13 protein-coding genes and 1 tRNA gene are annotated in these 13,077 nt (G+C 37.7%); 4 read left to right on the top strand and 10 right to left on the bottom strand.

What is annotated here, in order from left to right:
- Positions 1 to 181 precede the first annotated feature (181 nt).
- On the bottom strand, positions 182 to 1,300 hold the full coding sequence (locus RYK16_RS02875; protein ID WP_314850648.1) for a BMP family ABC transporter substrate-binding protein: 1,119 nt from the start codon (positions 1,298 to 1,300) through the stop codon (positions 182 to 184).
- A gap of 218 nt (positions 1,301 to 1,518) precedes the next feature.
- On the opposite strand from RYK16_RS02875, the gene rlmD reads away from it, so the two are divergent.
- Together rlmD and RYK16_RS02865 are read left to right on the top strand one after the other, a co-directional pair.
- Positions 1,519 to 2,823, top strand: a complete 1,305-nt coding sequence (gene rlmD / locus RYK16_RS02870; RefSeq protein WP_314850647.1) for a 23S rRNA (uracil(1939)-C(5))-methyltransferase RlmD — start codon at positions 1,519 to 1,521, stop codon at positions 2,821 to 2,823.
- Positions 2,823 to 3,713 carry an RluA family pseudouridine synthase gene (locus tag RYK16_RS02865; RefSeq protein ID WP_314850645.1) on the top strand — a complete coding sequence of 297 codons (891 nt, stop codon included), beginning with the start codon at positions 2,823 to 2,825 and terminating at the stop codon, positions 3,711 to 3,713. Before rlmD ends, RYK16_RS02865 begins: the two co-directional genes overlap by 1 nt.
- A gap of 22 nt (positions 3,714 to 3,735) precedes the next feature.
- Here the strand turns inward: RYK16_RS02865 and RYK16_RS02860 are convergent, their stop codons facing one another.
- Complete coding sequence (locus tag RYK16_RS02860) at positions 3,736 to 4,545, bottom strand: HAD family hydrolase (protein WP_314850644.1); 810 nt, start codon at positions 4,543 to 4,545, stop codon at positions 3,736 to 3,738.
- 50 nt (positions 4,546 to 4,595) lie between these two features.
- Here RYK16_RS02860 and RYK16_RS02855 point away from each other — a divergent pair.
- Positions 4,596 to 4,672 (top strand) — tRNA-Arg (locus RYK16_RS02855).
- Positions 4,673 to 4,740: 68 nt separating this feature from the next.
- Here RYK16_RS02855 and RYK16_RS02850 read toward each other — a convergent pair.
- The 6 genes from RYK16_RS02850 to RYK16_RS02825 all read right to left on the bottom strand — a co-directional run bounded on the left by RYK16_RS02850 (position 4,741) and on the right by RYK16_RS02825 (position 10,133).
- A complete protein-coding gene (locus RYK16_RS02850; protein WP_314850643.1) occupies positions 4,741 to 4,872 on the bottom strand; it encodes a hypothetical protein in 132 nt (43 codons plus the stop codon).
- Between the two features lie 274 nt (positions 4,873 to 5,146).
- Positions 5,147 to 6,103 carry a diacylglycerol kinase family protein gene (locus RYK16_RS02845; RefSeq protein ID WP_314850641.1) on the bottom strand — a complete coding sequence of 319 codons (957 nt, stop codon included), beginning with the start codon at positions 6,101 to 6,103 and terminating at the stop codon, positions 5,147 to 5,149.
- Position 6,104: 1 nt separating this feature from the next.
- The gene (locus RYK16_RS02840) at positions 6,105 to 7,022 is read right to left on the bottom strand and encodes a ribonuclease Z (protein ID WP_314850640.1); all 918 of its coding nucleotides are present in this window, start codon (positions 7,020 to 7,022) and stop codon (positions 6,105 to 6,107) included.
- 54 nt (positions 7,023 to 7,076) lie between these two features.
- Complete coding sequence (locus tag RYK16_RS02835) at positions 7,077 to 8,714, bottom strand: putative manganese-dependent inorganic diphosphatase (RefSeq protein ID WP_314850638.1); 1,638 nt, start codon at positions 8,712 to 8,714, stop codon at positions 7,077 to 7,079.
- 38 nt (positions 8,715 to 8,752) lie between these two features.
- A complete protein-coding gene (gene map / locus RYK16_RS02830) occupies positions 8,753 to 9,607 on the bottom strand; it encodes a type I methionyl aminopeptidase (protein WP_314850637.1) in 855 nt (284 codons plus the stop codon).
- 16 nt (positions 9,608 to 9,623) lie between these two features.
- Entirely contained in the window at positions 9,624 to 10,133 is a 510-nt protein-coding gene (locus RYK16_RS02825) for a deoxyuridine 5'-triphosphate nucleotidohydrolase (RefSeq protein ID WP_314850635.1), read from the bottom strand.
- A gap of 167 nt (positions 10,134 to 10,300) precedes the next feature.
- On the opposite strand from RYK16_RS02825, the gene RYK16_RS02820 reads away from it, so the two are divergent.
- Positions 10,301 to 11,506: a D-alanine--D-alanine ligase family protein gene (locus tag RYK16_RS02820; protein WP_314850633.1), complete on the top strand. Its 1,206-nt coding sequence runs from the start codon at positions 10,301 to 10,303 to the stop codon at positions 11,504 to 11,506.
- Between the two features lie 97 nt (positions 11,507 to 11,603).
- On the opposite strand, the gene RYK16_RS02815 is transcribed toward RYK16_RS02820, so the two are convergent.
- Both RYK16_RS02815 and RYK16_RS02810 read right to left on the bottom strand, forming a co-directional pair.
- A complete protein-coding gene (locus RYK16_RS02815) occupies positions 11,604 to 12,563 on the bottom strand; it encodes a thioester-forming surface-anchored protein (RefSeq protein ID WP_314850631.1) in 960 nt (319 codons plus the stop codon).
- 210 nt (positions 12,564 to 12,773) lie between these two features.
- Entirely contained in the window at positions 12,774 to 13,022 is a 249-nt protein-coding gene (locus RYK16_RS02810; protein ID WP_314850630.1) for a hypothetical protein, read from the bottom strand.
- Between the last annotated feature and the right edge of the window lie 55 nt (positions 13,023 to 13,077).

Here is a 13,077-nt window from a genome sequence, read left to right as displayed (position 1 = left end):
AATAATCAAATTTTCTCTTGTTGCAAGTTAATTATACATGATATTTTTGCAAGGTTATATGAGCAGTTTTATATCACGTATCTTTGATACAGGATATAAAACCGTCCTTGCATACAACAAGAATATACAAATACAGGGATGATAGCGTTACTATCATCCCTGTAAAAAACTTATGACTTTATTACGCTTCAAAATCAATTGTTACGTTTGGAATGCCCTTCAACCAATCAGCGTTGTTTGCATCTTCCGGTGTCTTAGAATCTGGTACGATTTCACCGTCAGCAACCTTCTTGAACAATGCCTTGTATTGTTCAACTGTGAAGTTCTTCATTGACCATGTATCTTCTGGTAAGCCTGTAGCACCTTCAGCTGCGCCAAGGTTCTGAGCCTTATCAGCAAGTTCACTGTCCCACTTACCTTCGTAGAATTGACCTAAAATACGTTCAACAGATGCACTTAAGCCCTTCATAGCACTTGTGATAACCTTTGAACTTTCAGCAGACTGGTCAACGTCTACACCGATAATCTTTGCATTTTCATATTCAGAAGCTGCAGATAATACGGACTGGAACATGGATCCACCACATGCGAATACAACTTCAGTTCCAGATGCATACCAACCAGCAATCTGTGTCTGTAATTCTGTTGAAGCTGAGAATGTAGAACCATACTTATAGGAGTACTTGATTTCTACTGTGATTCCCTTTTCCTTCGCAGCAGCACTTGCGCCTTGAACGAAACCATAACCGAAACGGTTACATGCAGGGTTAGCACCTCCGCCACCACCTGTATAACCTAGTTTTGTATAACCTTCCATTACTGCAGCGTATCCAGCAAAGTATCCAGCTTCCTGTTCCTTATAAACGATAGCTGTAACGTTATCTAGACCTAAAGCCCAACCATCAACGAATGCAAACTTTACATCAGGATTTTCCTTAGCTACTGCTTCCATTGCCTTAGCCTGTAAGAAACCAGGAGCTACAATAATCTTTGCACCATTTTCGATAGCCTGTTTCATCGCATCGATACGGTCGTTATCTGTTGCGTCTGAACCATTTGCTGGCTGATAGTAGTTGTGAGTTAACTTGTGGTCTTCTGCATACTTTACAGCACCTTCATAAGTACCTTGGTTGAAGCCTTTGTCCATTAACTGACCTACGTCAGTAACAACAGCGACCTCAGCAGTAGCCTTGCCTGAACCTGTTTCTGTAGCAGTACTGTTCTTTGCAGTGTCTCCGCCACAACCTGCCATCGTTGCAATCATTGCAAGTGATAGCACTGAAGTAAATAATTTCTTCATGATAATTCTTTCCCTTTCTTTGTCAGAATACTCTGACTCCCGTTGTTTCTATTTTAAAACGTAATGAAAGCCTTTGCAATAACTCAACCCTGAACTTCCTCTTTAACAGTTGTTAAATTTAATCTTTAATTTGCCATTTTATCTATTAAGAACGATAAAAGCGTGATACGCTAAACACAGATATTGTAGAAAGAAGCTTTTAAGCAAACGAGGTCACTATGAAAGTAGAATTTAAAAAGTTAGGAATCAACGGTGAAGGAATCGGTTTTATTAATCGAAAACCAGTGTTCTGTGATGGAGTATTACCAGAAGAAACAGCAGAAGTAGAAATTATCGAGGAGAAGCCAAAATACGCAATGGCTCGCCTCAAGCGACTTATCACAAAATCACCAGATCGTATTGAATCCCCTAGTCCACTAGAACAAGCACATGGTTGTCCTCTCTTTATTTTGGATTACCAAAAACAATTACGTCACAAACAAGATATTCTTGAACAAGCATTATTTAAATATGGAAATGTAAAACGTTCCTTCGTGCGTGATATGCACGCAAGTGAAAAACAGGTCGGATATCGTTCCCAATGCAAACTACCAGTCCAGAAATCACATGATGTATTGGTCAATGGTATGTATGAACCAAAGACAAACCACTTCCATCCTATCGAACATTTCTTAATTCATGATTCAAAGCTAGAAGAAATCCGTAAAGAAATCTTACGTATCCTCAACGAAGAAGGCTATGATGCCTACAACCAGAGATCACAAAAAGGACTGCGTTATATCGTTCTGCGTGTGATCGATGGCAAAGCACAATGCACCCTTATCACTGGTAAAGAACATATTCCTTCTGTCATCATTGATAAAATCATGGAAATTCCTGGTATGGAATCCCTATGTCAGTCCTTCAATACCAACCGTAAGACAAATCAGATTTTTGGCTCACCTGCAAAAGTACTTGCAGGCAAAAATGCATTAACCATCTCTATGGATCAGATTCAACTACAACTTTCATCTGAATCCTTCTTCCAGTTAAACATTGACCAAGCCGAAAAGATGTATCAGATGGCAATCAGTAAAATTGACCCATGCAAGGTATTGGTCGAAGCGTATTGTGGTATCGGTACAATGGCATTAATGGCCAAAGATAAGGCAAATGTCGTCTATGGTATTGAATCTGTTCCAAGTGCTGTTGAAAATGCCACAAACAACGCTAAACTAAACAACATCACAAATACAGAATTCATCTGTGATGATGCGGCACATGGCTTACGCAAGATTGCGATGAAGAAGACAGTTGACTGCTTACTAGTCGACCCACCACGCAGTGGCATGGATGATGAGATGCTAGATACCATCATGCATGTATTACCAAAGAAGATTGTCTATATCTCTTGTAATCCTTCCACCCTTGCAAAGAACCTCAAAGTTCTTAAGCAACGCTATCACGTAGTGACAGTAATTCCATACGATTTATTCCCACAGACACCACTTGTAGAATCTATTACTGTATTGGAGTTAGGTTAATGAAATACCTCGTAAAAGACAATACGATTACGATTGATCCAGAAGGAAAATATCTCAAAAAAACAGTAGACGATTTTCTAAACGATTACTATCAATCAAAGAAAAACAAATATCTTCTACTGCTAAATAAACAAATCCTATTAGATGGTATCCCTGTCAAACACGGAAAAGAAATCATTGACCGCAAGGCAATCACAATCACCTTCCCAGAAAGTACAGTTGATTGGATTCCTGCCGAAACAGAATGTAAAGTCATATACGAAGACGCATTCATCTATATCGTGCATAAAGATGCAGGCATGATTATCCATGGTGATCCTGGAGATACAACATGCTTGAATGCTTATGCGGCTAGATATCAGATCAACCATGGCATCAAACAGCCAGTACGACCAATCCATCGATTAGATAAGGATACAGTTGGACTTGTCATCTATTCAAAGATTTCATTTTTCCAACCATGGTTTGATGCACAACTTTCTAGCAAGAAAATTTATCGTCACTACCTAGCGATTACAAATGGTAATATTGATTCAAACTTCCGTATGACAATCAATAAACCACTTGGAAGAGACCGTCATAATAGTGGTATGTATCGCATTTCTTCAACAGGAGTTGAAGCTATCACATGCGTAGAAGCACTGGGTAATTATCAATCTTATAGTTTACTGGGATGTACACTTGAAACTGGCAGAACTCACCAAATCCGTGTTCACCTTGCCAGCATTGACCATCCTATCGTCAATGACGTACTCTATGGTATTAAAACAAAAGATTTCCCTACGATGGGCTTATGGGCAGATTGGATTGCATTTAGAAATCCAATCACCAATAAAAAACACAAGATATTCGATCAACCTAATCCAATGTATGAACCATTTAAAAAGTAGATGTCCAGCATCTACTTTTTCGTTATACAATCCCTAATTCTTCTAATACCTTCGCTACACCATCATTTGCACAAGTATCGGTAATGATATCCGCATACTGCCGAACATCATCCTTCGCATTACCTAAGGCAACACCAATTCCTGCTTTTTGAATAAATGGTGTATCATTTCCTGCATCCCCAAACGCAATGACATTCTCCCAAGTATAGCCTTTCTTCTTGAGAACAGCTTCTACTGTTAATGACTTATTGATAGAATGCAAGAATACATCAAATCCCTTTAGAGATGACCATGCGAATACTAGGTCAGGCATCTCCTTAGCAAAACCCAAAATTTCATCTTCATCTCCCACTAAGAACGTTCCTAGAGGATTACCATATTCTAAGTGATGCGTGCGCTTCTCTGTATCATTAATTAGAAGTTGTGCCTTAACAGGATCCCCATTTACATAACCATCCACAAACTTCTGATAAGCATTGTATATTACGACATGATCTACAAACTTAAACCCTAAACCAATATTATTCGCTTGCGCAAATGCAATAATTCGCTCCATATATTCTGTTGGTAGTGGATGTGTTTCTAACACAGTTCCATCACGCTTTACCAAACAAGCACCATTGATCGTACCAATGATGTCCATTGGTAAATCATCAAATAGCGATGGCTGTAAAAACGTATAATGTCTACCCGTGTTAATCATGACATCATATCCACTCGCCAGCGCTGTTTGTAAAGCATTACGATTGCGCTCACTTAACTGCTCAGAACCACTTGGAATCAGTGTATTGTCTATATCACAGACAATCATTTTTATCTTATCTACATTCATATTCATAACTTCAAAATTATAGCATACCGTGCTAATATATAAAGTGTTCTGTGCTCGTGGCGCAACTGGATAGCGCATTTGATTCCGAATCAAAAGGTTGTGGGTTCAATTCCCATCGAGCACACCATTCAAATCAAAGTCAAACCCTTCGTAATGTTGGGTTTTTATTATATCTACTTCAAATAAAAAAACACCCTATTTAGAGTGCTTGGTAGTATCATTGTTTTCTTCGGAATTGGATAATAACTCTTCAGCCTCAAATTGTCTTAAATCTTCCATGAACAACTTATGATACTCTTCCATTGTTAATTCTTCACCATCGAGCATACTATCAATTCCTTTCTACGCCTAGTTTGTAAGGCTTTTTTTAATTTCTTTAAAGATAACTGATTTGTCGTCGTTCCTGTCATTGCATGGCCATCCCGCATTTCCTCTTTTTCAGCCGGATGTAGACGAGACAGATTTTTCTACTTCAGTCATCTACTTACATCATACGCTAGTATATTGATACGTCAAGTATGATTAGATACATATGTATATAAAAAGGATTATATTGAACATGAATGCATGTATCAAGATAATCCCTTTTCATAACGAATTACTAACCAAGGAAGTGTAACTTTTCATCCATCAGATGATAAGATACAGAATCCGTCTTATATTCTACTTCACCATCTGTATGAACCCATACTGGTTGTTCTGTTTGGATATGAATTTGTTTGCCCTCTTTTAGGGAAACACCTTTGAACTTTCCGTGTTCTCCCTTCATTGCATAAGGGAAGATACGGAAGAAGTCAACTCTACCTAAACCATCCGCAATACAAGTATTCAAGATCCCATCACATGGATTCGCTGTTGGGCAGAACTTAAAGCCTCCGCCTTCATATGGTTCGTTCATTGTTGCGATAAACAATAACTTATCATAGGAATAACTTTGATCATCAATCTGAATCTTTGTCTTGAAGTGATGATGTAAGAAAATTAAACGTGCACCAACAAACAAGTAAATGAGCTTCCCTAAATGTAATGCATTTAAGACTTTCTTCCATGGTGATCTTTGAACCTGTTCAGAGATTGCGGCGTCATAGCCAATGCCAGAACTGATATTGTAGCGACGTGAATACGGTTCATCAGACACCTTATTTCCCTTTTCATCATAGCGTGTATGGTATGTCAATACACCTACGTCTAGGTCTTTGCCATTCTGGTCATTTAGAATACGGTGTAAACATTCAATCTCTGTTCCATGAATTCCAAGTGACTTAGCTAAGTCATTGCCTGATCCACAAGGAATCAAACCAAGATATGTCTTATCAAAGTTTACAATACCGTTTACTGCTAGGTTCATAGAACCATCGCCACCAATCAAGATGATATTGACTCTTTCATCATTTGAAGTTAATTCCTCCATTATATCCTTGATACCATGTTCAAGATTTGAAAGATGTACTTTATACTCAACTCCAATTGTATCGAGTTCTTTTTTAATTATATCCCAACACTCGTTTGTCCTACCGCTAGCCCCAGCAGGATTAATCACAATATGATAGACACTCATTTTATTCCCCTTCATCCACAAATCGAAGTACCTTTTTTTGTCCATCTGCAGGAATGATTGCCTGCGGGAAGATTTGTCTAATGACTGTTTCGTATTCCAATGGATCTTTAATAGATGGAGAATAATGTGTAAACCATAATTCTTTTACCATCATCCGCTTTGCAAGGATAGCTGTTTCTTGCATGGTACTATGTTTGTTTAGATTTGCTTTTTCAATCTTTTCTGGATCGCCATACATACCCTCACCAATATAGAGGTCCGCATGACTTCCGTATGTTACTAACTCTTCTAGTGGTCTAGTATCTGTTGCATAGACCATCTTAAGACCTTGACGACTTTCACCTAACACATCATCAGGTGTATATATCTTACCATCAAACTCGACAGTATTGCCTTTTTGAAGCCTTCCCCAGACTTTCATTGGCACATTCTTAGCAATTGCTTTATCCTTATCAAACTTACGCATGCGGTCTAATTCAAAGATGTATGCATAACAAGGCACACTATGTTTGGCATGTAATGCTTTGATTTTTAGACCTTTTACTTCAAAGTCTACTTGTGGCCCATCAATCTCTACAAGTTTAATTTCAAAAGGAATATAACGAGCAACTTTATAGATACCCTCAAATACTTCTGTTAATCCTTTTGGGCCATAGATTGTTACAGGTTCTGTTCGCTCAGACTTTGCCATTGTTAGTAATAGACCAGGTAAGCCAGCTGTATGATCTGTATGGAAATGCGTCAAAAGAATTGTATCGATTGTCTTACAAGAATATCCATATTGATGTATGGCTATCTGTGTACCCTCTCCACAATCCACAAGTAATGTATTTCCATTCCATCTTACCAATAAGGATGTTAACCATCGATTTGGTAAGGGAACTGTTCCACCTGTACCTAGTAAACAAATATCTAGCATAAAACCTCTTTCTACTCATCTATGGTAACACAAAAAGCCCTGCAAAAGCAGGACTTAGAGTTCTTTGATGATTGCAGATAGTTTTGGTAATAACTGCTGCTTTCTAGAAATGATATTTGGATCATAACCAGAATGTTCATCAATCTGTGTTTCAATCATATCTGTTATGACATAAGACATTGGTCCGTAGAAGACGAAGTAGGAACCATTCCCCATTACATCCGTAAATAACATCAGTAAGAGATCTAGATGACGATCCTTCTGTTCCTTCTTCATATTTTCCTTGAATGCAGGTAGTAACTTCTGTACTTCTTCGGTATGACTGTAGTTTGTCTGACCGATAGAAATCTTATACTTACCGATATCGTAGTTCTTAAGGTCACGGTTGAGGATTTCATGTGGTGTAGAATCCTTCAAGGCAACAGAAGCACCTAACATCTCTCTTGCGTAAGCATCAATATCATCAATACCTGCAAGCTCTGCTAACTTCTTAGCTACGTTAATATCTTCCAGTGTTGTTGTCGCAGACTTGAAGTTAAGTGTATCGGAAAGAATTGCACTCATCATTAAGCCAGCCATTGTAGGATCTGGAACAATGTTCTTTTCGCAATATAAGCCATACACAATTGTACTTGTACAACCACAGCGGTGGTTGCGGTATTCAATTGGATGGTCTGTTTGAATATCACCAATATGGTGATGGTCGATAATTGCGACGATATCGGCTTTATCAATATGATTCATTGTTTGGTTTGTTGCACTATGGTCAACAAGCGCAATACGTAACTTCTTATAGTTACGTGTATGGTAGCGTGATATACCACCTACAACTTTACCGTTTTCATCCAGTACAGGATAACTACGTACACGTGAGGCATTCATCTTTGTCGCAACATCTTCTACGTACTCTGTATTCTTAAAGCAGATTAAGTTTGTTGTCATAATCTGAGAAACAGAATAACTCTCTGTAATCACTGTTGCTGTATGCATGGTACGATCAGGTGTCTCAACAATTGCACAACCATACTCCATCGCAAGTTCTTTAACATCATCTGACGCATGTTCATCGCAGGTTAGAACCAAGCACTTTACACCTAAACGAATTAGGTTTAACTGCTTTTCGTGTCCTTCTGACATGATGATAATACTGCCAGCGATAAAACTCTCAACCAGTTTCAAATCATCTAAAGTAACGATGTGTACTTGACCATTTGTACTGAATTCTTTTGGTCGCAATACTACCTTACCACCAATCGTACGTGCGATATTATCTAATGTCGCTGTTGCCATCAAGTCCTTTAAATCTGTATCTTCATGGATGCGATAGCGAGATAAATCACTTGTGGAACAGATACCACATAAATTATCATTCTCATCTAATACATATAAAGAACGGTTCTGTGTTCTTAACATTAAATGCCATGCATGATGAACTGTTTCATCATAACGAATGGTTGTTGGAGTATCGAGATTGATATCTGCTAAACGTGCACGTGCATCCGTCATCAATAACGGATTATCTAAATGAAATGTACGTAAAATAAATTTTGTTTCTTCATTTAAAGGTCCTTGGCGACAAGCAATTGCCGTACTACCAGTCTTATTCAATAAATTCGCAAACGCAATTGCCGAGCAGATTGAATCACTATCTGGATGTTTATGACCTGTTACATAAATATTGTGATTACTCATGTTCTATCAACTAAGCCCTCCACTATCTATTTTATCAATTAATAACTTAATACTTCATTACCATCTTCTGTAATCAAAATTGTATATTCCCATTGCGCACTATCTTTACCATCTTTTGTACTAATAGTCCAATTATCATATGGGTCGATTACAACTGCAGCCTTACCTAAGTTAATCATTGGTTCAATGGTAATAATCATACCCGGCACCAGTACCATGCCAGTGCCTTTTTTGCCAACATGTGCGACAAATGGATCTTCATGGAAATCATTACCAACACCATGTCCACCTAATTCTCTTACAACACTATATCCCTTAGATGTCGCATATTTCTGAATCGCATAACCAATATCACCAACTGTATTCCATGGTTGTGCAGCTGCGAGTCCAATTTCAAGACATTTCTTTGTCTCTTCGACAAGCTTACGGCGCTCTTCACTTACATTTCCAATACAGAACATACGGGACGCATCACCATAATAGCCATCCACAATTGTTGTACAGTCAACGTTGATAATATCACCATCATGTAGTTTCTGAATATGCTTTGGGATTCCATGGCATACAACACTATTTACTGATGTACATACATGTTTTGGAAAACCTTCATAGTGATATGGTGCACAGATGCCACCACTTTTTTCTGTGAAGTCTTTCACGATATCGTCAATTTCTTGTGTCGACATACCTACATGAATGTGTTTAGCAACTTCATCTAACACCTGTGTGTTTAATTTAGCAGCCTTACGAATTCCTTCAATCATCGTTGGACGCTTGATATATTTTTCCTCAGGTAAAATCGCACCCTTTTGTCTGAATTCCTCCATACGCTTTAGGATATGTTCTGGAATTGGTTCATTCTGATCTATTTCTTGCCAAAGTTTTAAATCCATCTTACTACCTATCTTTCTATTTTGTTGTACTACCAAAGCCACCAGTTCTTACAGCGTCAGCTTCATCATCTACCGTAATACCGAAGGAAACAAAAATACCCTGCAACATTCCCTGGCCACTTGCAATCTCAACTGTTTTATTTTCATTTGTATCATTTGTTAGTTTGCAGAAGATATGTCCCTCATTATCTGCGTGATAGTAATCACTATCGATAATGCCCACTGTGTTATTCATCTGTAGACGATACTTGAATCCTAGTCCACTACGTGGAAATAACATCAGTACATAATCATCTGCCATCTTCACTCTGATACCGGTAGGTATTAATACCGTTTCTTGTGGGGCAATCTTCAAATCAATTGGTGTATAAAAATCATACCCCGCAGAACCTTTTGTTGCACGGCGTGGAAGTACGATTGCGTTGTATATTTCCGCAATATCTCTTGTTTCATTTGGAAAAGTCTTCTGCCAATCCTTATAAAACTGTTCGTAACTCACTTTTTCAAACTGTGCAATTTTGTTCATTTTGTATTACCTACCTCTTCTTCCATGATATTTTACCACGTTTATGCGATTTCTCTATACTTTCAGCCACTTTAATTAGTTATGATTAACTTCATTTTAAGTTATAAAATTTCATTTTCGTTTCGAATGGAGTTTAGAGTATAATAAGGAGTGTTAACGGAGGTCTTATGAAATTAAATATCGCAGTATTTTTCGGTGGTGAATCCGTCGAACATGAAGTAAGTATTATCTCTGCACATCAAGCGATTGAAGCACTTGATAAAAATAAATACAACGTCATTCCTGTATATGTCTCAAAGGAACGTAAACTATATGTCTCTGATTTATTAAAGGATATGAGTAACTATAAAGATCTCAAGCAATTGATTTCTCAATGTACACAAGTTTCCATTACATCAGAAGATAATCGTGTCGTAATCCGTCCTGTCAAAGCCTCTCTATTTGGGCGCAAGGAATTAGGCACAATCGACGTAGCTATTCCTGTCATGCATGGTACAAACGGCGAAGATGGTACAATCCAAGGTTTCTTTGAAATGTTAAAGGTTCCATACGCTGGTTGTGACCTCTATGGTGCAGCGATTGGACAGGATAAAGTTTTACAGAAGAATGTACTCAGTGATAACAACCTACCAATCACAAATTGGTTCTGGGTATACGGTTCAGAAATGGATACACATCAAAGTGAAATCCTCGATAAGGTGCATCGTTTAATTTATCCAGTTATTATTAAACCTGCACGTACAGGTTCTTCTGTTGGTATCTCTATCGCTCATAACGACGAAGAATATCTTGCATGTTTTGATGAAGCACGTCAGTATGATGAAAAGATTATCACAGAGAAAGTTGTAAAACCAATGCGTGAAATCAACTGTTCTGTAGTTGGAGATTCCTATTCCTGTGTAGCTAGCGTACTAGAAGAAGTAAGTTCAGTGTCTCAAGATGAATTACTCAGCTTCTCTGATAAGTATCTCGGTGGTGGAAAGAGCTCTAAGAGTCAAGGTTCTAAAGGTATGGCAAGTACTGCACGTATCGTACCGGCACCTCTTACAGATGAACAGACAAGACTTGTTCAACAATTAGCCAAGGAAACTTTCCGTGTACTAGGCACATCTGGTGTATGTCGTATCGATTTCTTAATGGACGCAGACACAAAGAAGGTTTATGTAAACGAAATCAACACTATTCCAGGCTCCCTTGCCTTCTACCTATGGCAAGCTGCTGGTGTATCTTTCTCTGAGTTAATGGACAAACTTGTAGAACTTGCATTAGATAGAGAAAGAAGAAGATCCAAGATGACCTTCTCCTATGAAACAAATATCCTCAGTAACTTCTCCGCTTCTAGCGCAAAGGGTTCTAAAGGATCTAAGATGTAAGATAAGCCCACATGTTGTGGGCTTTTTAAATGTATACATTCATCCATACAGATACAGAAAAGCACTTCATCGTGAAGTGCTTTGTTAACAAATCCTTTTATGCTTGTTGTTTACGAGTAAGTAGTACACAAACAATTACAAGTCCTGATACTAACATGAATCCTGCATACAAGGAAATATCACCACGATCACCAGTTTTTGGTGTAGTTGTGCCAGGTGTAGGTGTTGGTACAGGCGTTGGTGTAGGTGTTGGTACAGGCGTTGGTGTAGGTGTAGGAGTAGGTGCAGGAGTTGGTGCTGGAGTTGGTACAGGAGTTGGTACAGGCGTTGGTGTTGGTGTTGGTACAGGCGTTGGTGTTGGTGTTGGAGTTGGAGTTGGTACTGGTGTTGGTGTTACAGTAGGATCTTCGATATGACCACTTAATAAATGCTGGTAAGTAGTATCTTTACCCCTATAAATATCAATTGAAGTTCCAGCAGGAATTGCTGTAGTACTATTGATTAAATCATTGAAAGCATCCAACTCATTTTGAGAATAAGCCAAACCACTTGTATCGCGTAATGGCATATTGAAACTATCTGTATAATACCAAACCGCAAACTGTGTAATCTGTCTAAACTGTCCATCTGTTAAACCATATCTTTCTTGGATACCAGATTTATTATTAGGATAGCCATCATAAACAACTCTAAGCAATCCATTATAGAGATCTTCGCCAGTAACTCTTTCTGTATCCGCTAGTTCTTCAAAAACAGCCCCACTACCAGCTTCTTTTGTGTAATACACCTTTCGTGGTGAAAAGCTACTTTCAGGAAATGCTTTATGATCATTAAAGCAGTATCCTACAATACCCTTCTCAGTCGCTCCCTTTGGTCTAATATAGATAGGATTTTTAATGTGATCACTTGCAGGGTATTCGCCGGATTTTGTATATGCCTCAAATTCTTCGGCAGCCTCTACATGTATTGATACATTTGAAATTACCGGAATAAAGATTGATAACATCAACATTATTGTTAATGCAGGCCGCAAAAAAGCTTTGAATTTCTTCATCATAAAAAACCTCCCCATGAATTTGTAATTCACAAATATTATATTAGACAGAAATATTTAATCAAATAAAAATTGTATAATTGATATACAAATAGTTAATTTTCATTATATATGAAAATTATATATTATATTTTACATTATAAAAGGCAATTTTACGGATAATGTCCAAAAATTGCCTTTTATCAAAATTAATCTAACTGTATAATACTAGTTTTATAAAGTATTCAAATTCACAATATGAACTTCAGGATCGTGTGAACAATATAGTGTATCTAAACGAACTAGGAATTCTTCTGCATCTTCTTTGGATGGGAATGTTCTAACTGGTTCAGAAACACCATTTACGATAAATGTTACATCAAACATATCATCTGTATTGTAGACAGCTGAAATTGTCATTGCTTGAATCTGTGTAGGAACATAGTATTTTGTTTCCTTTTCACGTACAACTTTTAAAATCATATCAATTATCCTCCAAAAAACTTTTATCTATATAAATCATATCATTTACTAAAGG

Source organism: uncultured Solobacterium sp., assembly GCF_963550625.1.
GTDB lineage: Bacteria > Bacillota_I > Bacilli_A > Erysipelotrichales > Erysipelotrichaceae > Bulleidia.
Note: the sequence above shows the minus strand (reverse complement) of the source record. Positions and strands in the feature narration are given on the sequence as shown.